This is a genomic window from Thermostichus sp. MS-CIW-36 (genome assembly GCF_054059035.1).
The window spans coordinates 94,561-115,336 of the sequence record NZ_JBSSBR010000004.1 but is presented as its reverse complement, the minus strand read 5'-3'; the positions used below and the strand labels follow the sequence as shown (position 1 = coordinate 115,336).

The following is a 20,776-nucleotide window of genomic DNA, read 5'->3' as shown; positions in this document are numbered from 1 at the left end:
TCACGGTTGATCTTTAGGATAGGGCAGGGATCCCTTGCAGTTCGGCCAGCATGGTGCGGGCTGTCTGGGTGGGATCGGCAGCTTCCATCAAAGCACGCACCACGGCTACACGGGTGGCCCCAGCTCGACGCACCTCGGGCAGGTTGTGGGGATCGATGCCGCCGATGGCAAACCAGGGCAGGTGGGCTTTCTCGGCAGCCAGGCGCACGTACTCCAGGCCGGCGGGGGGTTTCTCCGCTTTGGTGGGGGTGGGGTAAACGGGGCCGACGCCAATGTAGTCCACGTCGCTGTTCAGGGCTTGGGCCAGCTCTTCGGCGTTGGTGGTGGACAGGCCAATGAGCCGCTGGGATCCCAGCAGTTGTCGGGCTTCAGCCACCGGCAGATCCGTTTGGCCCAGGTGTACCCCATCTGCCTGGCTGAGCAGAGCCAAATCCACGCGGTCGTTGACGATCATCAGCGCCTGGTAGCGGTCGCACAGCTGCCGCAGCTGTTTGAGATCCTGCAGCATCTCGCCGTCGGGGAGGTTTTTGCGGCGATATTGCACCAGGGTCACCCCGCCCCGCAGGGATTTTTCCACCACCTCTAGCCAGTGGGGCACAGGGCTGGTCACCAAATAAAGATGGGCTGCCAGGAGACGCTGCCGCAGGGATCCGCCCAGCAGTTCACTTTCCAGGACGTAGAGCCGATAGCGCATGTCTTTGGCCAGCTTGGCCAGGCCAGGGGCCACCCAGTGGTGGGATTCGGCCAACTTGCCGTATTCTTCCAACACCCGCAGGGCTTCTTGCACACGGCTGCAATTGGCTTGCAAGAGATGGCGGAGATCCCGCCGTTGCTCCTCTTGGGGGTGGGAGATCTGGGTGCCTGGATCGGCGGGGGTATCGCGGGCCAAACGCAGGGGATCGCTGTGCCAGCGGGCTAGGGCTTGGCGCATGGCCTTGCATTCGGCAGAGAGCTCTCCCTCTTCCAGGCCGAAACGAAACCATTCTTCCAATACCCGTAGTCCTTCACGAGCTCGATCGAGGTTGGCATCCAGAATACGGGCGACGGCCTGGGGTTTCATGTTCCCTATACGTGGGAAGAGAGTTGCTTAATTTTTACCAAAAAAATGCGCCTAAAGCCCCGTCCTACCCTTAGCCGGAAGCAAGTCAGTAGGGTGGAGAGTAGTCAATTCACTGTAAATCGGAATGGTTTCCCTGAGGCTGTCCTTGGCCCTGAGGAGAAAGAGGGTGATGCCATAAGGCGTTAAGAAAGGCTTGCTGCGGCGTGTGTCCCCAGGCGAAGGCCCGTGGGCCGGCCCCTTCCGGCAAGTAGGCCCAAGCATAGCGCTCGCAGGCGGGAAAGTAGCGGATCTCCCACCAAGTTCCCCCTACAGGCACATCTTTCACTGCCCGCAAGAAAGGGCCGCGATGGCGGGCGAGGCGCTCTTCCACAAAATAGGGGCCTTCGAGCTGAAGGGCCTCTACCGCTGCAATCAGTTCGGCTCGTTGTCGCTCATTTCGGATCATCTCCCGGGTTCCCCTCTTGGATTGGCTCTATTCTATGAGGAGATTTCTGGTGAGCTGGGGGATCCCTCTTGATTCAGCCCAGATTGCGCCTACGGCAAGCTGTGGGAACCCAATGGAATCCGACAAACCCACCGCAGGTGCTGTGTCTGAGCAATGGACACGGGGAAGATGAGGTGGGCAGTCGCCTTGCTGTTGCCCTAGTCCAACTGGGGATCCCGGTGCAAGCCTTGCCGATTGTGGGAGAAGGGACAGCCTATCAACGCCAAGGGATCCCACTGCTACCCATTGCCCAGGCGATGCCATCGGGGGGGTTTATCTATCAGGATTGGCGGCAGTTGTGGCGGGATTTGCGGGCCGGTTTGCTGGGGCTGACGGGGCGGCAATTGGCGTTGGTTCGGCGGGCAGCAGCCCAGAGGAACCTGGTGCTGGCCGTGGGGGATATTGTGCCCTTGCTGATGGCATGGTGGAGCGGGATCCCCTACGCCTTTGTGGGCACGGCCAAGTCGGACTATTACTGGCGGGATGAAGGGGGTCCCTACCGACACCCCTGGATCCCTTTTGGGCAGCCGATTTCCGATTACCTGCCCTGGGAGCGCTGGCTGATGGCCCACCGACGCTGCCTGGGTTCTTTTTTGCGGGATGAGCTGACAGCTACAGCTTTGCAAAAACGGGGCCTAAGGGCCTTTTACCTGGGCAACCCGATGATGGATGGCCTAGAGCCACGCGGGACATTGCCTTTGGATCCCCACCGACCGGCCTTGCTGCTCTTGCCCGGATCCCGTCCGCCGGAAGCCTATCGCAACTGGGCTCTGATGATGCAGGTGGTGGAGCGGCTCCCAAAGGAGCTGCAAGTCTATGCTGCCCTCAGCCCCAACCTGGAGCGAGACCCGCTTCAGGCTTGGATCCCATCTCAGCGCAGCGATGTGCTTCTGGTTTGGGGGGACTTCGGGGCCTGTGCCCAACGAGCAACAGTGGTGCTGGCCATGGCGGGAACGGCTACCGAGCAATGTGTAGGCTTGGGAAAACCGGTGGTAACCCTGCCGGGAGAAGGGCCCCAGTTTACCCCGCGCTTTGCTGAAGCGCAGACCCGTCTTTTGGGATCCGCCGTCCACCTGACCTCAGTGGAGCAGGCTCCCGCCGTGGTTGGCCGGATTCTGGAACGCCTGGCCGCCGATCCCAACTACGCGGCTGAGTTGCGGGCCCATGGACGCCGCCGCATGGGATCCCCAGGGGCCGCCCGGCGCATTGCCGCTCAACTTCGAGATTGGCTCAAGCCATCCGGCCCGGTTTTGGAACCGTTCGAGCCAGGTATATCGTGAAATAGAGAACGAGCGATTCAAAAGCCTGACTGATTTCCGTTGGATCCAGTTTTCCGTTTTATTTAGCATTTAATGATGTCAAACCTTTTGGGGTTGGAGAGCAGTTGGTGGATCCCTTGCTATGGGTGGGCGGGAACAGCTTTGGCCATTCCCTGGGCAACGGGGTGGGTCAAGCGCAGTGGCCCGCGTCCGGCAGCTTACCTCAACATCCTTCTGACTTTTGCCGCCTTTGCCCATGGCCTTTGGCTGTTGCGGCAGGTTTGGGGTCGGGATCCCCAGATCCTGAACTACCCCTGGTTTCGGGTGGCCGATCTGGATTTGACCCTGTCTTTGGAGATCTCGCCCCTGACAATGGGGGCCGTCGTCTGGATCAGCGGTTTGAGCTTGCTGGCCCAGATCTATGCGCTGGGGTATTTGGATAGGGACTGGGGCCTGGGTCGCTTTGCCGCCCTGATGGGCTTTTTCGAGGGGGGAATGACAGGGATCGCCCTCAGTGACTCGCTGTTTTTCAGCTATGCCCTGCTGGAGATGCTCACCCTTTCCACCTATTTGCTGGTGGGCTTTTGGTACGCCCAGCCTCTGGTGGTGACGGCGGCGCGGGATGCGTTTTTAACCAAGCGGGTAGGAGATCTGCTGCTGCTGATGGGGGTGGTGGCGGTTTCCAACTTTTCTGGGGCCTTGACGTTTTCCGACCTGCGGGACTGGGCGGCTACGGCCAGCTTGGATCCGGCTTGGGCGGCTTTGATGGGGTTGGCTTTGATTGCAGGGCCTTTGGGGAAATGCGCCCAGTTTCCGCTGCACCTGTGGCTGGATGAGGCGATGGAAGCGCCCAACCCGGCTTCGATTTTGCGCAATTCGGCAGTGGTGGCCTGCGGGGCTTTTGTGCTGATTAAGCTGCAGCCGCTCTTGGCCCTGTCGCCGATTACGAATGGGGTCTTGGTGGCCATCGGCACGATCACAGCCCTGGGCGGATCCCTGGTGGCCTTGGCGCAAATCGATATCAAACGCACCTTCTCCTACTCCACGAGTGCCTACTTGGGGTTGGTGTTTGTGGCAGTGGGAATGCAGCAGCCGGAGCTGGCCCTGGAGTTGCTGCTGATGCACGGCCTGGCTAAGGCGTTGCTGTTTATGGGGGTGGGATCCCTCATCTACACCACCTCTACCCAAGATTTGACAGAGCTGGGGGGCCTGCGCAGCCGCATGCCGGCCACGGTGGCCGCTTTTGCCGTGGGATCCCTGGGGATGGTGGCCCTGCTGCCGCTGGGGTGCTTTTGGACGCTGGCCCGCCTGGCGCTGGTCTACAGCGGGGTGCAGCCGGCCCTGGTGGGGGTGCTGCTGCTGGTGAATGGGCTGACGGCTCTCAACCTGGCGCGGGTGTTTGGCCTGGTCTTTTTGGGATCCCCTCAACCCAAAACCCGCCGGGCCCCTGAGGTGGGCTGGCTGATGGCTCTGCCCATGGGCATCCTGACGGTGCAAACCTTGCTCATGCCCTGGCTGTTTGGGCGGTGGAGACTCTATCCCGACTGGAGCCCGGAGCTGAGGTGGATGGCAGCCCTGCTGACGGCTGCTGGGCTGGTGGGGGCAGCCATTGGCGGCTGGCTGTACTGGGGAGGCCAACGGAGGGTGCACCTGCCCTGGCCGGAGTTGCAGGATCTGCTGGCCCACGACTTTTACACGGGGCACCTCTACCAAGCCCTGGTGGTGCAACCGGTCAGCGCCCTCTCCCGCGGATTGGAGTGGCTGGATCGCAACGGAGTGGACGGCTTGGTGAACGGGGTGAGCCTGGCCTTTTTCTTCAGCGGCGAAGCCCTCAAGTACACCCTGTCGGGGCGGATGCAACTCTATGTGCTGGTGATTGTCATGGGGGTGGTGTTGGTTACAGCTTGGCTACTGCGTTCGCCCCATTTGGGGTTGGCCTATTGATGGGAGAGAGCCATGTTGAGCCTTTTGATTGGGATCCCGTTGTTGGGGAGCATCTTGATTGGGTTGATTCCCGAGCAGGCGGGGAAGGGCTTGCACCGGGCTTTGGCCTTGGGGTTTGGGTGGGTTTTGTTTGGCCTGAGCGCGGGGCTGTTGCTGATCTTTGACCCCCACCTTGGATCCCTGCAATTGGCGGAAAAGATGGCCTGGATCCCCCAGTTGGGCTTGGTTTACGAGTTGGGAGTCGATGGGATCTCTCTGCCTTTGGTGGTGATGACCGGGCTGCTGGTGCTGATGGCCATTTGGGCCAGCGGCCAGGTGGAGCGGCCCCGCCTCTACTACAGCTTGGTGCTTATGCTGGCGGCAGCGGTGGCCGGAGCTTTTTTGGCTCAGAATTTGCTGCTGTTTTTCCTGTTCTATGAAGTGGAGCTGATCCCCCTGTATTTGCTCATCGCCATCTGGGGAGGGCCACAGCGCACCTATGCAGCCACCAAGTTCTTGATTTACACAGCTCTGTCAGGGATCCTGCTGTTGGTAGGCTTTTTCGGCCTCAGTTGGCTGAGCGATGCCCACAGCTTTACCTACACCGTCCTGCAGGCCCACCCTTTACCTCGGCTGTCGCAGATCCTTTTGCTCATTCCCATTCTGCTGGGCCTGGCCATCAAGATCCCCTTGGTGCCCTTCCACACCTGGTTGCCGGATGCCCATGTGGAGGCTTCCACCCCCATTTCCGTGTTGCTGGCGGGTTTGCTTTTGAAGTTGGGCACCTACGGCCTGGTGCGCTTTGGCCTGCAGCTCTTACCGGATGCTTGGCAGCAGGCAGGGCCTTGGCTGGCCGGTTGGGCGGTGGTTAACGTGCTCTATGGATCCCTGAACGCCTTGGTGCAGCAGGATATGAAAAAGCTGGTGGCCTACAGCTCCATTGCCCACATGGGCTACATCCTCTTGGCTGTAGCAGCAGCCACTCCCCTCTCCCTGGTGGGATCCGTCTTCCAGATGGTCAGCCACGGCCTGATCTCGGCGCTGCTGTTTCTTCTGGTGGGAGCCGTCTATGCCAACACCGGCACACGGGATCTCAAGCTGCTGCGGGGATTGCTCAACCCGGAGCGGGGCTTACCGCTTATTGGCAGCTTGATGGTGCTAGGGGTGATGGCCAGTGGCGGCACACCGGGCATGGTGGGCTTTATAGCTGAGTTCACCCTCTTTCGGGGCAGCTTTGCCGTCTTTCCCCTGCAAACGCTCCTGTGCATGGTGGGGACGGGATTGACGGCGGCCTATTTTCTGCTGATGGTGAACCGTGTCTTTTTTGGGCGCCTCTCGCAAGTGGCCATAGCCATGCAACGCCACGCCACTGAAGAGCGCCTGCCTGCTGTTGTTTTGGCAACGCTGGTGGTGTTACTGGGCCTGCAGCCTAGCTGGGCAACCCGCTGGGTGGAGTCCACCACCTTGGCCTTGGCCAAGGCTAACCTAGCTGGTGTTGCAGGACTGGTCACTGCCTTTCAGTTTGGGTTGTCTTCCTTTTGATGATTTGATGAGATCGACGGAGTTTCTTTTGCTCCCATGACTGCCACTCTTGCTCCTGCTCCTTCCTGCTTCTTTCTGGCCGGCTTATCTCCTCTGGAGCAACTGCAACTGGCTCCTATTGTCCAGCGCCTAGAGGCAGGGGGAGCCCTTGTGCCGGATGCCCCTGCCAATCGCCTAGAGGTCATTGGCATCCTGCATAGCTACGGCGAGGTGCTGGATGCCTATTCGCGCAATTTGATCTTTATTGCCGACCACCAATTTTTGGAGCTTTTTCCGGCGTTCAAGTATTTCAACGGCGAGATTACCCTGGGCAAATGGCTGCGCTACCTGTGGCATGACCGCATCAACTACGAGTTTGCCGAATACTGCATGAAGGCTATGCTCTGGCATGGGGGAGGGGGGCTAGACCGCTACCTGGATACCCCTGAATTTGTCGAGCGGGCCAAGAGAGCCATCCGGGCCAAAATCCGCTTCAATCCCTTCTTGCAGGGCTTGGGGATCTTGTTTCCCGACTTTGCTCTAGAACAGGTGCGCATGCTGGCTATGTACAGCGGCTTGGGCCAGTTTTGGCGGGTGATGAGCGATATTTTCCTGGCGCTGGCCAAGCGCTCTGAGACAGAACCCCACCTCACCATTCCCGACGTGGTGGCTCACATCCAGCAGGGGTTGGTGGCAGCTGCCGACAAGCCTATCACCTACGCTCCCTGCATCTGGGGCCGCCGCTACGAGATCATCCCTCTCTCGGCGGGTCTGACTTTCCTATCAGATACGGCTATCCCCTATGTGGAAGCGGTGTTTTTCCGCTCCTTTCCCTTTATGGGCACGGTTTCCTACAACGCCCAGGCCGGTCAGATTCCGCAAGAGCAGGCGGATTTTGCCTATGGGGCCCTGTATGCCGACCCACTGCCGGTGGGGAGCGCCGGGATCCCACCCACCCTGTTGATGCAGGACATGATGCGGCACTTGCCCCCTCGCTTGCGGGAACACTACCGCCGCAACCTGCGCGGGGAGGAGGATCTGCGGGTCAAAATCTGCTTGAGCTTCCAGAAAGCCATGTTCTGCGTCACCACTGCCGCCCTGCGTGCCCTCGCCCCTTTTCCTCTGGAAACTCAGGATCCCCAGCAGCAAATGGCCAACCGAGAGTTTCTCACCCCTTGGTTGCAGCGATTGGCGGGATCCCGGCTGTTAAGCATGCAGGAAGTTTTTGGTATGTGATGCTGAAACTGCGCGGCAATACGGTGATGTCAAAGACAAGTTAAGGCTCGAGGGGCGTCCGTTATCTGAGAATGGTGTCTGGATTGCAGCCCTTGCACTGTAACATGCTCTGTTTTTGGTAACACGCGACGCTCGTTTTCAAGAAGTAGAGCGCTTGCAAATAGCAATGTGGTGAGTAAAGCCACCGCATAACAACCCGGTCGGAGCCAACTGCCGAAAGTCTTCAGGGTGGTCTTTCCATATTTTGATTCTGTTCCTTTTGCTAAATATGTAGGAAATCTAAGGGCTAACGGCCCCCAGAGCGAAAGGAACTGTGCCAAAAAGTCAGCCGCTTTTCGACCATTACAATCAACTGATAAGCTAGGGCGCTGATAACGGTGGCATAAATGATGGCCGCCCAGACGATGTCGAAATTGAAGCGAGCCGCCTCGATCCGGATGCGGAAGCCCAGACCAAGCCCCGGAGCGGCAAAGAATTCCCCCACAATGGATCCAATCATCGCCAAGGTGAGCGCCAGCTTGAGGGCATTAAAAATGTAGGGCAAAGATTGAGGGATCCGCACCTGCCAAAACACTTGCCCGGCACCGGCCCCGTAAGAGCGCATCAAATCCAATTGGCTGGGATCCACCGAACGCAACCCTCGCACCGTGTTGAGCACCACCGGAAACAGCACCACCACCGCCACCACTGCTGCTTTCGAGGGCCAGTCGATGCCAAATGCCCCCACCATGACCGGGGCCAAAGCCGGAATGGGAATACTGGAGAGGGCTGCCAAATAGGGCAAAACCCCCTGTTCGATCTTGGGAAAACGGGCCAAGAGCGCCCCCAGCAACAGGCCGGATCCCACCCCCAAGCCAAACCCCACCAGCGCCTGTCGCACAAAAGTTTGCACTGCATCTCGCATCAGGGCAGCTCGCGCCATCCAGGCGGCCTGCAACACCCGCGTTGGGGTAGGCATTAATCCCGGCGGCACCCGATAGCCCACCAGCAATGTCTCCGTAAGCAGTAGTCCCAACAGCAAAATCAGCAAGGGGGGCCCCCATCCCCGCCCGCGTCGGCCCAAGCCCCAGCAGCCTGTTCCCCCAATCCAGGCGGCCAGCAAAACTGCCGGCAAAAACCAGCTTGGCGTTGCTTCTGGTACCGTTCCTCGCAGGATCCCCAAAGCCAGCAGACCCCAGAGGTAGAAGATCTCGTCTCTCCAAACAAGCAGGCCCTTCCAGAGGTTGAACGAAGCAGGTACAGCCGGTTGCATGGCCAATTGGGAATTGCGTTAACCCAGTCACCTTCTATCCAAAACCATTCTCACGGCCCAAGCAGAATCACAGAACACCACGTTAAGGCTTGGAAGTGGGATCCGGTTTTCGGCTAGAATATTCTCTCTAGGCGAGTGTTTTCTGGTTGAGTTGTGGGGTGGCGTAGCCAAGTGGTAAGGCAGAGGTCTGCAAAACCTCTATGCGCCAGTTCGAATCTGGCCGCCACCTTTCAAACCTCACTTGCATCCCAAGCAGGGCAAGCATGAAAGACAAGCTGATATTGATGATCCCCGGCCCCACTCCCGTTCCCGAGAGTGCTCTGCTGGCGATGGCACGGGGGCCCATCGAGCACCGCAGCAAAGAGTTCACCGCCATTTTGGAAGAGGTCACCGATGGGTTGCGCTGGCTGCACCAAACCACCTCAGATGTGTTTGTCTTTTCCGCCAGTGGCACCGGCGCTATGGAAGCCGGGATCCTCAACACCCTCAGCCCTGGGGATCGGGTTTTGGTGGGGGTGAACGGCAAGTTTGGGGAGCGCTGGGCGGAAATGTCCGAGCAGTTTGGCCTTCAGTGTGAGCGGGTGGAAACCCCCTGGGGGATCCCTTACCCCGTCGAGATCTTCCAAGAAAAGCTGGCTGCCGACCGGGAAAAAACCATCAAAGCCGTCATCCTCACCCACTCGGAGACTTCCAGCGGCGTAGCCAACGATGTCCAAGCCATTGCTGCTGCTGCCCGCGAGCACGGGGAAGCCCTCGTCCTGGTGGATGGGGTCACCAGCGTGGGGGCAATGCCGGTGCTGATGGACGAATGGGGCTTGGATGTGGTGGCCTCGGGATCCCAGAAAGGCTACATGATCCCACCGGGCTTGGGATTTGTAGCCGTGAGCCAACGGGCCATGGCCGCTTCACAACGTTCGACCTTTCCCAAGTACTACTGGAGCTTTAAGCTGGCGCAAAAGGCTCTGCACCAGGGCACCACTCCCTTTACCCCGGCGGTGAACCTGTTTTATGCCCTGCGAACGACGTTACAGATGATGCGGGCAGAGGGTTTGGAGGCCATTTACCGGCGTCATGCCAGGTTATCCCAAGCCACCCGCGCCGGTGTTAAGGCTCTGGGCCTTAAGCTCTTGGTTGATCCAGAATCTGCGGCTAGCCCCGCCGTGACAGCCGTGCTGGCTCCCGAAGGGATCAATGCCGATACCCTTCGCAGCATCTTGAAGAAGCAATTTGATCTGGCCACTGCTGCCGGACAAGATCACCTCAAGGGCAAGATCTTCCGCATCGGCCATTTGGGCTTTATCAGCGACCGCGATGTGCTGATGACCTTGGCTGCTCTGGAGTCGGCTTTACACACGGCGGGCTACAGCGACTTCACTCCAGGGGCAGGAACTCGTGCTGCTGAGGAAGTACTGGCCCACGGCTAGGGATCCCTTCTGAACCCTCAGCTCAGCGGCCTTTGACACATGGCACTGACCCCTACCCCTGGCTACAATGGGGGGACATGCTTAATAAAACTTCAGAACCCAAGGGTGGCTATGGCTGTCAGCTTGGAACGGGATCCCTGCGTGGTGGCTTCCGCTGTGGAGTTGCGGCAGGTGCTGCAGAGGGTTGGCCCCCATTCTTGTCCCTTGCAGTACAACTTTCACCTGCATACCCGCTGTTCGGATGGGCAGATGGATCCCGTGGATCTGGCGGAGCAGGCGCGCCGGCACGGCCTCAAGGGCCTAGCCATCACCGATCACCACACCCTGAAGGGCTACGAACGAGCACGCACCCACTTGGATCGTCCCGACGACCCCATCCTGTGGCCGGGGATCGAGATCACCGCAAACCTGTTGGGCTGTGAAGTGCATATTCTCGGCTACGGCTTCGATCCCACCGATGGTGTCCTGGATCCCTTTGCCCAAGGGGAGCAGGTTCCCGGCTTGCCCGCCGCCGACGCGATCCAGGCCATTCAAGCGGCAGGAGGCTTGGCGGTGTTGGCCCATCCCTTTCGCTATTGCCTGCCTGCAGAGGAAATTGTCCCAGCAGCAGCGGAGTTGGGAATAGACGGCCTTGAGGTCTACTACGCCTACAAAAACCCGGAGATTTGGATCCCTAGCCCGGAAGTGACGGAGAAAGCCGAAGAGCTGGCCGAGACCTACGGACTTTTGAAAACCTGTGGCACTGACTCTCATGGCCCCAGTATTCTGAGGCGGATTTGAGCCAGGCTACCCAGAACAAGCTGCTACGGGCGTGGATAGAGCAACTGTCCAAGCCGGCGCAACTGCTCTGCGGTGCCCATACACAGCAGCAGATCCCCCGGCTGCAACAGGGTTTCTCCGCTGGGGCCACCAATCAACTGGCCATCCGCCCGTCGAATCGCCACCACTAAAGCTCCGGATCGGTTGCGCAAATCGGCTTTCCGTAGGGTTTGCCCGACATAAGGACATTCTTGGGCTGCCAGCTCGTACTCCTCCAGGTAGAAAGTGCGATCCCGACCGACAAGGATGCCATCCACAAAGTCCACAACCCGGGGGCGTAAGGCAGCCGCCGCCATGCGTTTTCCGCCCGTGATGTAGGGAGAAATGGCATGGGCAACGCCCGCCCGCTGCAGTTTTTGCAAAGCCTCCTCCGTATTGGCGCGGGCAATGGTGCGAATGCGGGGGTTCAGGGTGCGGGCCGACAAGACCACGTACAGGTTCTCGGCATCGGAAGATAGGGCGGCAATCAGTCCCTCCGCCTGTTGCACCCGCGCTTCCAGCAAAGTGGCATCCAGAGTACCATCCCCCTGGAGGGCCACGTATCCCAGCTCTTGAGCCACCTGAATCGCCTCAGCAGACTGATCGATCACCAAAAATGGCACCCCTTCTGCTCGAAACTCTTGGGCCACCTGCCGGCCAATGCGCCCGAAACCGCAAATGATGTAGTGGTTGTTCAGCGCTTCCATCTGTTTCTTCCATTTCCGTTGCCGGATCCCTTCCTGAAAATGTCCCTGGATGAGGGCCTCTGTAAAGCGATTCACCATGAACCCAATGCTCAAGACCCCCATCAGGATCAAGGCCACCGTAAACAAACGACCCCGCTCCCCCAGCGGCCCCACCTCCATGAAGCCCACGGTGGTTAGGGTGATAACGGTCATGTAAAAAGCTTCCACCCAAGGCCACTGCTCCACCCCGTGGTACCAGAGGGTGCCGATCAGCACCACACACACCAATGCCCCCACGCCCAAGCCGAGGTCTCGCCGGATCCCGGGATCCCTTTTGGCAGCCTGGAAGGGGGGACGAGCAGAAGCCATAGAGCCCAGCCAGATCTAGCCCAGGAAAAGGAAGCAAGAACTAGAATGGGGAAGAACCCGTTGTTGTTCGGTAACAAGTGGAGTGCGGATGCCTGAATACATCAAAGTGGAATATCGGATCGACAAAAACGGACAGGTCACCGAGACCGTACTGAATGGTTCTGGCTCCAGTTGTACCCTAGCTACCGCCGGCTTGGAATCAGCTCTTGGAACTGTGCAGAAACGGGAGCTCTTGCCGGAGTTTCACCAACTGACTGAAATCGAGAGGGAGTCTGAGGTCTCTTTGAAGCAAACCCGCTGACTCCATATCCATTTGCCTAGGGTTCTCACCATCTTCTCACTTTTTCTTTTTGCTCCCCTTCCCGGCAGTATTGCCGGCTCGTGCCGCTCCAACCGCAGCCTGAAACAGCCAAACAGCCAATGGAGCAGCGACAACCAAGATGATGCTGGTGGGGCCGACGCCAAAATCCGGCTCGCCAGAAGCCAACTCGAAAATTGAGCCAACAGCAGCAATGGCGCTGAGGCAGGAAACGGCCAAGAGCAGGTAACCTTTAACGCTGGTGGTCATAGAGAACCCGTTTGAGAACTACACTTGCGCAGTACAGGGCAAGCCGGTCGAATGCGTATTCATTCGCTAAAAAGCCCTCCCACTCCTGAGAGGGCTAACTTTTATGCTAAAGCCAGGGATCCCTGTCCAGCAAGGCAAAACCAAAAGTGGGATCCCTAGAAGTTCAGCACTTGGGGTGTGGATTTAGCCGTTCACGATGATCTTGCCGACCATTCCGGCCCCACGGTGGGGCGTGCAGTAGTAGGTGTACTCACCTGGAGGAACATCAACAAAAGCCGACTCCACCACCTGCTTAGGAGCAGTGAGCAGTGCCTTGTGGGAGAGCTTGGCGGCCAGAGCCGCATCTCCACCGGGCACCTTGTCAAAGACGACGTTGTGGGGGTAGACCTTGTTGTTCACCCACTGAACGGTATCCCCTTGGTTGATGGTGAGAGAAGGCGGATCGTAGACCAACTGGGCTTTGTCGGATCCCATTTTGACGATGTAGGTTTCGGCAGCAGCAGGGTTGGACAAGAACGCCACAGCCAACCCCCCAACCACAAGGCTGAGCAGGATGAGCTGCAAACGCTTCACCAGGTTAAAAACTAGAGACATGGATTCCTCTCAAAACGCAACAGCAGTTATCCCAGACTTTGCGGCTCCGTTGTTCCCTTCCAGGTAGTGAAGAGAACCCAGCCAGGCGGAGGGACAGCAGGGACAGTTGGATTCCCAATGTTCATTATAAGGGGGCTCATCCCAAAATAGAGCATGCCCACCTATGGAGCGGTAGCATCCGTTCTTTAACAGAAGGCCACATAACAGAAGGCCACAGCAGACCGAACCCGTCAAACAACAGAACTCTCTCGCGGGTCTATGGCAACACTTCTGCTGGGCAATCCGATGCGGCTGGATCCCCGGCCAGTTGGGGCAGGATGTTTTGGCGGTTGGTGAGCGTGCGCAGGTGACCGAGAGCAAGTTTTCTGGGTTGATCTCATCTCTACCCAAGGGCACTTCGCAAAGTAGAGATTCTTTTTCCGTGGGATCCCTTAAAGTCCAAGAGTGTCTTGCCTAACAAATCCGTAGGGTTGTCGATGCACAAGAAGGGCAAATCATCCTAATCTCAAAGAGCAGGTTCTTGGATGCTGCTGGTCGGTATTCCTTTGAGATTCCTCAATAACATCACCTGAAAGTCAGTTGGTTGTTCAGCCCTCACCAAAATAGGGAGTCTGTTAGGATGAGCGTACAGCGTTCACCCGTAGTTGGTCCAAGCAAGAGTCGGCTTGCAACAAGTTTAGAATCGACGGATCAGCGGCTTAACATTCAAATCTTGGCCCGGTGTATTGGCACTGCCTTGAACCTGGGCGCTCCTCTCAGGGTTGAAGTGCACTACACCTCACAAGCTCGGTAGCAAGGTTTTCTTGGCAGGCCGCTCTAGGGGCACAGCTGCTACTATGGTTTGTGCTTGCCTGGGGCTAGAGTGATTTTTGGGCTTCTTATTTCGTTGTATGTCCGTATAGTCACTGCTGGCTGGAACAGCACACCTGAGGTCTCTCTAGAAGAGAGGAGCTGGGCATAAGCCGACGATTTTAGTCTGGCTGGATTGAGACAACTCTATTCACTACATCATCACATAGTCATTTCAAGTTAGATTAAGACACTTTACTAATTGCTACGCAGTTCCGTCCAAACGCTCTGCGCCGCTTCCGCAACCACCCCCAACCCCTCTCCTATAGGGAGAGAGGAGCTAGGAAGCAACACAACGGAAAAGTCTCCTTCCTGCTTAAAGTGTGCTTAAAGTGATTGTATTTAGCAATGCGCAATGCAGCTTCTGTGGGGCAGGGATCCCGTTCGTCCAAAGCCTTAGGGCTGAAAAACCTGCAGGTCATATTAAACTGCGTGCGGAGTCTACAGAGCTAGTTCTGAACAAGAGCTAGTTCTGAACAATCCCCTGGATGATGGCTTCCGTAAGGCGGTCTAATCCTCCCAGGTCAGCTCTCTCGTTTTGGGAAAAGGGGTGAGGACAGTCGCCCAGCAGGCCGGAGAGCAGGGGAACTCAAACTGGTCAGAGCAGCCACAAGCACTTGGCCCAGAAAACCTTCTGCCAAGGGGGCACGGCGCTCTCAGTTGGCTTAACATTATTTCATGACTGGGCTTGGCCTTCACCTTGTCGAGGGCAGCTGGCCTGCCCAGGGTTCGGCTCAACTTCCTTCCCATTGCAGGCAAAACGACCATGGTAGGCATCTTCAAGCGCTTGTTCGGCTCGCGCGGCAAAGCTGCGGCCACGTCCTCACCGGAAACTGTTGCTAAGCCAACCCCAAAGAAAGCGAAAAACGACAATACTTTTTTTCTCGACCCAGATGAAGCCAAAACCCTTGGCAACATCGAGTATATGCGCACCCCCAGGATCGTGAAGCACACCTTCCAGGATTTCGGCAGTAAGGAGAAGGTGGAGGTGGTGGAGCAGGTCTCTTCCCTCGGTAAAGTTAAGTTGTCCACAGAGCAAGCCAAAACTCCTGAAACTGGTTCTGAGCAGGGGTCTTCCATTTCAAGCAGCAGCGGAGCAAGCCCACGCCGTCAAGGGGGATCGGACATGGATACCTTCCGCAATATGGCCCGCAGCCTGAGACGCAAATAGGCCAAATTCAGGTTGATCCCTGTCAGAGCCAACCAGAGGCTGGATCCCAGCTTTCCTCTTCGCAGCAGCGACAGGCGTGATACAACTGCTATCGAACCGGCTAATCTGCGACTGAACTGAGGAGGAGCAATGGCGATTAAGCGAGGCACCTTGGTGCGGGCTATCCGCGAGAAACTGGAGGGTAGCTTAGAAGCGCAGGCAAGCGATTCTTTTATTCCCAACTACGTTTTCGAGACCCCCGGAGAAGTCGTGGATATCAAAGGTGACTACCTGCAGATTAAGTTTGGGGCTGTTCCCACCCCTACGGTTTGGCTGCGGGCGGATCAGGTTCAGGAGATGGCGGGTTGAGTAGAAGCACGGAATGTTCCCCATCTGCATACCCTGTGATGGGGTGAAGGGGGATCCATGGCACTCCTGGCTGCTCCCAACCGTGAACAAATCCTGCAGCGCAGGCGGCTTTTGCGTCGGCAACGGCGCAGCCGATTCTGGCAGGGATCCTGGCGCCTGACCGGTTCGATGACCCTCTTGGCGCTGCTGGTGCTGGGCCTACGGCAGCCCCACTGGCAAATTCGTCAGTCAGAACAGATTCAGGTAAAGGGTGCCCACTGGGTCGATCCCGCCTGGATACGGGCACAATTGCCCCTGCAGTATCCCCTCAACATTTGGCAGGTGCAACCGGCTGTTTTGGAAAGGGCTTTGCTGGGATCCCCGACCCGCCCCTCTCCCATCGAAAGCGTCCAGGTGCAGCGACGGCTGCTGCCGGTGGGTGTCATCGTCCAGGTGCGAGAACGGCAACCTGTGGCGCGCGCGCGATGGGGCGACCAGATGGGCTGGGTGGATGTCCAGGGCAACTGGCTGTCTCCGGATCCCTACCGTTCCCCCAAGTCTTGGCCTGAGCTGGAGCTGCTGGGCTGGGAGAACCACACCCCAGACCAATGGGCGCTGTTGCTCAAGGCTTTGCAGCAATCCGAAATCCAGATTAGGGCAGTGGATTGGCAATCTGGAGCGGGAATTACCCTGCATACTGAGCTGGGCAACGTCTACCTGGGGCCGATTTCCGACCGCTTGCCCTTGCAAATTCAGACCCTCAACCAAATGCGGGATCTGCGCTGCTACTGCGAGTGTACGCCCGACGACATCGTCCAGATTGACCTCACCAGCCCCAGTGTGCCCACCTTGCAACTTACCCCCACGGCCACCCAGGAGCGCTGGAAAGACGTGCGGATGCCCTAGCTTTGCTATGAACCCGGTGCCGGCGGTGGAGGTGAACCAATTGTGGACAGCTTATCCCGGTCATCCGCCGGTGCTGCAAGGGCTGGATCTGCGGGTCGAGGTCGGGCAACATCTGGGGGTGATCGGCCCAAATGGCGCGGGCAAAACCACTCTGTTCCTCACCCTCTGCGGCCTGTTGCCCCCCTGCTCCGGCCAGGTGAGTTTGTTTGGCCAGCCACTGCGGCCCGGCCAGTTTCGCCCCGAGGTGGGGTTGGTGTTTCAGGATCCCAACGATCAACTGTTTGCCCCATCGGTGGCCGAAGATGTGGCCTTTGGACTGCGCAATTTGGCCCGTCCTGAGGGGGAGATTGCGGCTGCGGTTCGAGCGGCCTTGCAGATGACCGGCACCCTGCACTTGGCCGATCGTCCCCCCCATCACCTCTCCGGTGGGGAAAAGCGCATGGTCGCCATTGCCGGGATCCTGGCGATGCAGCCCCAGTTGGTGCTCTACGATGAGCCGACGGCCAACCTCGATTTGCGAGCCCGGCGCCGGTTGATGGTTTTTTTGCAGCAGGCTGCCCACACTTTTCTGCTGGCTTCCCACGATCTGGAGCTGATCTTGGAGGTGTGCGATCAGGTCATCCTGTTGGATCAAGGGCGGATCTGGGCCCAGGGATCCCCGGCCCACCTGATGGGCCAAGCCGACCTCATGGAAGCCCACGGCCTGGAAGTGCCCCCCTCACTGCGCCGATAACGACAAAAGTTGAAAAGATATCAAGAATTATTTTTAAGCTGACAACATTTTTGCCTCTCTTAATAAAAAGCTATCGTGCTAATTAAAAATATTGATTTTCGTCCAGGATTGAGTGGGGATATCATTTTGTTAAGTCGGGGATCCCTTCTCTGAGTCGTCCTAATCGATTTTGTATGATCGATTGTGTACAAGAAAGATGTGGACTTAGCTCAGAGTTGGCAGCTTTGCCCGCCTGAGTGACAGTTGCGGTTAACCCTGATGGCTCCTACAACCTGTTCTGACTTCAGTCGGAGGTCTGTGGCTCAGAGCCTTCTCCCCTCAGAGGGGGGTCTCTGGTGGCTGGGGTAGGTGTCGCCGGGAAAAGCTGTCAATCGAGATTTGGGCAGAGGATCTCTCTGATGAAATCGAAAGGAGATTGCATGAGCGAACCCAATAAGCGAGATCAATTTGCCTTGTTGCTGGGTTCGACAGCGTTCAGGAACTGAGTGTGTTCAAAAGTGGAGAGTTGATATGCCTATTGCAGTTGGAATGATCGAAACCCGCGGGTTCCCGGCAGTGGTAGAAGCTGCCGACGCCATGGTCAAGGCAGCCCGCGTTACCCTGGTGGGTTACGAGAAAATCGGCAGCGGTCGGGTCACGGTGATCGTGCGGGGGGATGTCTCGGAGGTGCAAGCCTCGGTGGCTGCCGGTTTGGAGTCTGCCAAGCGGGTGAGCGGGGGTGAGATTCTCTCCCACCACATCATTGCCCGTCCCCACGAGAACCTGGAGTTTGTGTTGCCCATCCGCTATACCGAGGCGGTAGAGCAGTTCCGCACCTAGTCCCCACTTCAGTAAAGTTCGCACCCCAGAAAGTTCGCACCCCACTTTCACTTTCAGCGTAAGGAGTACCTATGGCTATTGCAGTTGGAATGATCGAAACCCTGGGCTTCCCGGCAGTGGTGGAGGCTGCCGACGCCATGGTCAAGGCCGCCCGCGTTACCCTGGTGGGTTACGAAAAAATCAGCAGCGGTCGGGTCACCGTGATCGTGCGGGGGGATGTCTCGGAGGTGCAAGCCTCGGTGGCTGCCGGCATTGACTCGGTGAAGCGGGTGAACGGCGGCCAGTTGTTGTCTTGGCACATTATCGCCCGTCCCCACGAGAACCTGGAGTACGTGTTGCCCATTCGCTACACCGAGGATGTGGCTCAGTTCCGCGAAGGGGTAAATGCCATCCGTCCCTTCACCCGTCCCTGATGCGTATTGCCATTGTGCGGGGCACCGTTACCAGCACTCAAAAGGATCCCAGCTTGACGGGCGTGAAGTTTTTGTTGGTGCAGTACGTCGATCTCGAGGGCCAGCCGCAACCCGATTACGCTGTGGCTGCCGATCCGGTGGGGGCCGGCATTGACGAGTGGGTGCTGGTTAGCCAAGGCAGTGCCGCTCGCCAGCCGCAAGGAAACCAGACTCGCCCGCTGGATGCGGTGGTGATGGCGATCATCGATACCGTCAGCGTTGGCGGTCGCTCTCTCTACAACAAGCGCGATCAACGCTAGCTGGGATCCCTTCCCTTCTCATCTCTCTTGCTGCCCTTGTCCGCCCTACTGCGTTCTAGAGGCTCACGGTTATGCCTGCTCACACCTATGCTGCACCGCCAACGCCCTGGTCTCGCCGACTGGCGGAGCCCAAGATCGATCCCACAGCCTACGTGCATTCTTTCTCCAACCTCATTGGGGATGTGCGGGTGGAAGCGGAGGTGCTGATCGCCCCGGGAACTTCCATTCGCGCTGACGAGGGATCCCCCTTCCACATTGGCGCCAGATCCAACATTCAGGATGGGGTGGTCATCCACGGCCTGGAACAGGGGCGGGTGATAGGAGAAGACGGCCAACCCTACTCCGTTTGGATTGGCAGAAACACTTCCATCGCCCACATGGCTCTAATCCATGGGCCGGCCTACGTGGGCAACGACTGCTTTATTGGCTTCCGCTCGACGGTGTTCAACGCTCGGGTTGGGGATGGCTGCATCATCATGTTGCATTGCCTGATCCAGGATGTGGAGATCCCCCCAGGCAAGTATGTGCCTTCTGGATCCATCATCACCACCCAGGCCGAGGCCGACCGGCTGCCCGACGTCCAGGATAGCGATGCCAAGTTTGCCCAACACGTGATCGGCATCAACCAAGCCCTGCGAGAGGGCTACCAGTGCAGCGAAAACCTCGTCTGTATCGCTCCCATCCGCAACGAACTGCAGCGCACCTCTCACTCAACGGCTACGGAGACGGCACCCATGACTCATTCTTCCCATCGCGGCAATGGCCGGAACGGCGGCGGATCCCCTCTCAAGCCGGAGGTGGTGGAGCAAATTCGTGCCCTGTTGGCCCAAGGCTATCGCGTGGGGCTGGAATATGCCGATGCTCGCCGCTTCAAAACCTCTTCCTGGCAAAGCGAAAGCCCAATCGCCAGCACCCACGAGGCGGAGGTGGTGCGATCGCTGGGGGCCATCCTGGCGGAGCACCAAGGGGAATATGTGCGCCTACTGGGGATCGATCCCAAGGCTAAACGGCGGGTGCTGGAGCAAATCATCCAAACCCCCGATGGGCCGGCGCTGGTCTCTGGGATGCCCAGCCGCGTCTCGGCAGCCGCTGCTCCGGGTTCTGGCACATCCGGCCCTCAGTCTGGCTCAGGGCTGGAGGAGGAGATCCGGACTTTGTTGGCGCAGGGGTATCGCGTTGGCCTGGAGGTGGCTGATGCCCGCCGCTACCGCACCTCTTCTTGGCAGACCTTGAGCAATTTGAGCGGTCAGCCGCAGGAGATCCTGGCCGCTGTTCAGGCTGCCCTAGCAGAGCACCAGGGAGAATATGTGCGCCTGTTGGGGATCGATCCCAAAGGCAAACGGCGGGTGCTGGAGAAGGTCATTCAAACCCCGCAAGGCCAGGTGAGCAGCAGTCCTGCAGGAACCGGCGTGGTGGCAGATACGGCTCCTGCGGCAGGGGGCAGTGCCGGCCTGGATCTGGAGGTGCAGGAGGAGGTGCATCGGCTGCTGGCTCAGGGCTATCGCATCGGCTACGAATATGCCGACGAGCGCCGCTTCAAAACCTCTTCCTGGCAGAGTGGGCCGGCCATTCGCGCCACCCGCGGGCCAGAGGTGTTGGCTAAGCTGACGGCTGCCCTGGCGGAGCACCAGGGAGAATATGTGCGCCTGCTGGGGATCGATCCCAAAGGCAAACGGCGGGTCTATGAGCGCATCATCCAAACCCCTAGCGGAAAATCTGCTGCTGCTGCCGCGGCTCCTGCCTCTGCCCCCAAGGGATCCCCTTCTGGCACCCGCCTCAGCGCCGAGGTGGTGGCTCAGGTGCAGCAGTTGCTCAGCCAAGGCTACCGCATCGGCACCGAACATGCGGACAAGCGCCGTTTTCGCACCTCTTCTTGGCAAAGCTGTAGCCCCATCGAGGCCACCCAAGTGCCCCAAGTGGTGGCGGCTCTAGAAGCCTGCCTGGCGGAACACCAGGGAGAATACGTTCGCCTGCTGGGGATCGATCCCAAGGCCAAACGGCGAGTGCTGGAGCAGATCATCCAAACCCCTTGAGGGATCCCAGCTTTTTTTGACCTCTGTTGGTTCAAGCCCAACCCCCCAGCGA

The 20,776-nt window shown here is 58.6% G+C and carries 21 protein-coding genes and 1 tRNA gene; 16 read left to right on the top strand and 6 right to left on the bottom strand.

From position 1 onward, the window contains the following. Positions 1 to 13: 13 nt before the first annotated feature. Together ACVWVQ_RS03665 and ACVWVQ_RS03660 are read right to left on the bottom strand one after the other, a co-directional pair. A complete protein-coding gene (locus tag ACVWVQ_RS03665; protein ID WP_457506926.1) occupies positions 14 to 1,060 on the bottom strand; it encodes a thiamine phosphate synthase in 1,047 nt (348 codons plus the stop codon). Between the two features lie 109 nt (positions 1,061 to 1,169). Beyond that, positions 1,170 to 1,505, bottom strand: a complete 336-nt coding sequence (locus ACVWVQ_RS03660) for a hypothetical protein (RefSeq protein ID WP_457490670.1) — start codon at positions 1,503 to 1,505, stop codon at positions 1,170 to 1,172. Positions 1,506 to 1,576: 71 nt separating this feature from the next. Between ACVWVQ_RS03660 and ACVWVQ_RS03655 the strand changes: the two genes are divergently transcribed. The 4 genes from ACVWVQ_RS03655 (at position 1,577) to ACVWVQ_RS03640 (ending at position 7,483) form a co-directional block, all read left to right on the top strand. Next, positions 1,577 to 2,824, top strand: a complete 1,248-nt coding sequence (locus ACVWVQ_RS03655; protein ID WP_457506940.1) for a lipid-A-disaccharide synthase-related protein — start codon at positions 1,577 to 1,579, stop codon at positions 2,822 to 2,824. 75 nt (positions 2,825 to 2,899) lie between these two features. Beyond that, a complete protein-coding gene (locus tag ACVWVQ_RS03650) occupies positions 2,900 to 4,747 on the top strand; it encodes an NAD(P)H-quinone oxidoreductase subunit F (RefSeq protein WP_457387805.1) in 1,848 nt (615 codons plus the stop codon). Between the two features lie 12 nt (positions 4,748 to 4,759). Further along, positions 4,760 to 6,268 carry an NADH-quinone oxidoreductase subunit M gene (locus ACVWVQ_RS03645; protein ID WP_457506924.1) on the top strand — a complete coding sequence of 503 codons (1,509 nt, stop codon included), beginning with the start codon at positions 4,760 to 4,762 and terminating at the stop codon, positions 6,266 to 6,268. Positions 6,269 to 6,304: 36 nt separating this feature from the next. Further along, entirely contained in the window at positions 6,305 to 7,483 is a 1,179-nt protein-coding gene (locus tag ACVWVQ_RS03640) for a CO2 hydration protein (protein ID WP_457506923.1), read from the top strand. 286 nt (positions 7,484 to 7,769) lie between these two features. On the opposite strand, the gene ACVWVQ_RS03635 is transcribed toward ACVWVQ_RS03640, so the two are convergent. Beyond that, positions 7,770 to 8,735 (bottom strand): ABC transporter permease, encoded by a 966-nt coding sequence (locus ACVWVQ_RS03635; protein WP_414357663.1) that lies wholly within the window; start codon positions 8,733 to 8,735, stop codon positions 7,770 to 7,772. 157 nt (positions 8,736 to 8,892) lie between these two features. On the opposite strand from ACVWVQ_RS03635, the gene ACVWVQ_RS03630 reads away from it, so the two are divergent. The 3 genes from ACVWVQ_RS03630 (at position 8,893) to ACVWVQ_RS03620 (ending at position 10,939) form a co-directional block, all read left to right on the top strand. Continuing rightward, positions 8,893 to 8,964, top strand: a tRNA-Cys gene (locus ACVWVQ_RS03630). A gap of 34 nt (positions 8,965 to 8,998) precedes the next feature. Continuing rightward, positions 8,999 to 10,159, top strand: coding sequence for a pyridoxal-phosphate-dependent aminotransferase family protein (locus tag ACVWVQ_RS03625; RefSeq protein ID WP_457506921.1), 1,161 nt, complete (start codon positions 8,999 to 9,001; stop codon positions 10,157 to 10,159). Positions 10,160 to 10,270: 111 nt separating this feature from the next. Continuing rightward, on the top strand, positions 10,271 to 10,939 hold the full coding sequence (locus ACVWVQ_RS03620; protein WP_414399728.1) for a PHP domain-containing protein: 669 nt from the start codon (positions 10,271 to 10,273) through the stop codon (positions 10,937 to 10,939). Positions 10,940 to 10,962: 23 nt separating this feature from the next. On the opposite strand, the gene ACVWVQ_RS03615 is transcribed toward ACVWVQ_RS03620, so the two are convergent. Next, positions 10,963 to 12,012, bottom strand: a complete 1,050-nt coding sequence (locus ACVWVQ_RS03615) for a potassium channel family protein (RefSeq protein ID WP_457506919.1) — start codon at positions 12,010 to 12,012, stop codon at positions 10,963 to 10,965. Between the two features lie 88 nt (positions 12,013 to 12,100). Here ACVWVQ_RS03615 and ACVWVQ_RS03610 point away from each other — a divergent pair, with 88 nt between their 5' ends. Continuing rightward, entirely contained in the window at positions 12,101 to 12,313 is a 213-nt protein-coding gene (locus ACVWVQ_RS03610; protein ID WP_011433403.1) for a DUF2997 domain-containing protein, read from the top strand. 36 nt (positions 12,314 to 12,349) lie between these two features. Here ACVWVQ_RS03610 and ACVWVQ_RS03605 read toward each other — a convergent pair whose 3' ends face one another. Together ACVWVQ_RS03605 and petE are read right to left on the bottom strand one after the other, a co-directional pair. Further along, complete coding sequence (locus ACVWVQ_RS03605) at positions 12,350 to 12,580, bottom strand: hypothetical protein (RefSeq protein ID WP_011433402.1); 231 nt, start codon at positions 12,578 to 12,580, stop codon at positions 12,350 to 12,352. 183 nt (positions 12,581 to 12,763) lie between these two features. Continuing rightward, positions 12,764 to 13,174 carry a plastocyanin gene (gene petE / locus ACVWVQ_RS03600; protein WP_011433401.1) on the bottom strand — a complete coding sequence of 137 codons (411 nt, stop codon included), beginning with the start codon at positions 13,172 to 13,174 and terminating at the stop codon, positions 12,764 to 12,766. Between the two features lie 1,615 nt (positions 13,175 to 14,789). Between petE and ACVWVQ_RS03595 the strand changes: the two genes are divergently transcribed. The 8 genes from ACVWVQ_RS03595 to ACVWVQ_RS03560 all read left to right on the top strand — a co-directional run bounded on the left by ACVWVQ_RS03595 (position 14,790) and on the right by ACVWVQ_RS03560 (position 20,724). Further along, on the top strand, positions 14,790 to 15,194 hold the full coding sequence (locus tag ACVWVQ_RS03595; protein ID WP_414424310.1) for a hypothetical protein: 405 nt from the start codon (positions 14,790 to 14,792) through the stop codon (positions 15,192 to 15,194). 129 nt (positions 15,195 to 15,323) lie between these two features. Further along, the gene (gene ndhO, locus ACVWVQ_RS03590) at positions 15,324 to 15,542 is read left to right on the top strand and encodes an NAD(P)H-quinone oxidoreductase subunit O (protein WP_414343789.1); all 219 of its coding nucleotides are present in this window, start codon (positions 15,324 to 15,326) and stop codon (positions 15,540 to 15,542) included. 57 nt (positions 15,543 to 15,599) lie between these two features. Further along, complete coding sequence (locus tag ACVWVQ_RS03585) at positions 15,600 to 16,427, top strand: cell division protein FtsQ/DivIB (RefSeq protein WP_457506916.1); 828 nt, start codon at positions 15,600 to 15,602, stop codon at positions 16,425 to 16,427. A gap of 7 nt (positions 16,428 to 16,434) precedes the next feature. Further along, positions 16,435 to 17,160, top strand: a complete 726-nt coding sequence (locus tag ACVWVQ_RS03580; RefSeq protein ID WP_457506914.1) for an energy-coupling factor ABC transporter ATP-binding protein — start codon at positions 16,435 to 16,437, stop codon at positions 17,158 to 17,160. 510 nt (positions 17,161 to 17,670) lie between these two features. After that, positions 17,671 to 17,979: a carbon dioxide-concentrating mechanism protein CcmK gene (locus ACVWVQ_RS03575; protein WP_011430450.1), complete on the top strand. Its 309-nt coding sequence runs from the start codon at positions 17,671 to 17,673 to the stop codon at positions 17,977 to 17,979. 71 nt (positions 17,980 to 18,050) lie between these two features. Next, a complete protein-coding gene (locus tag ACVWVQ_RS03570) occupies positions 18,051 to 18,392 on the top strand; it encodes a carbon dioxide-concentrating mechanism protein CcmK (protein WP_011433395.1) in 342 nt (113 codons plus the stop codon). Further along, entirely contained in the window at positions 18,392 to 18,691 is a 300-nt protein-coding gene (locus ACVWVQ_RS03565) for a EutN/CcmL family microcompartment protein (RefSeq protein WP_011433394.1), read from the top strand. Before ACVWVQ_RS03570 ends, ACVWVQ_RS03565 begins: the two co-directional genes overlap by 1 nt. 71 nt (positions 18,692 to 18,762) lie before the next feature. Next, positions 18,763 to 20,724, top strand: a complete 1,962-nt coding sequence (locus tag ACVWVQ_RS03560) for a ribulose bisphosphate carboxylase small subunit (RefSeq protein WP_457506912.1) — start codon at positions 18,763 to 18,765, stop codon at positions 20,722 to 20,724. Positions 20,725 to 20,776 lie beyond the last annotated feature (52 nt).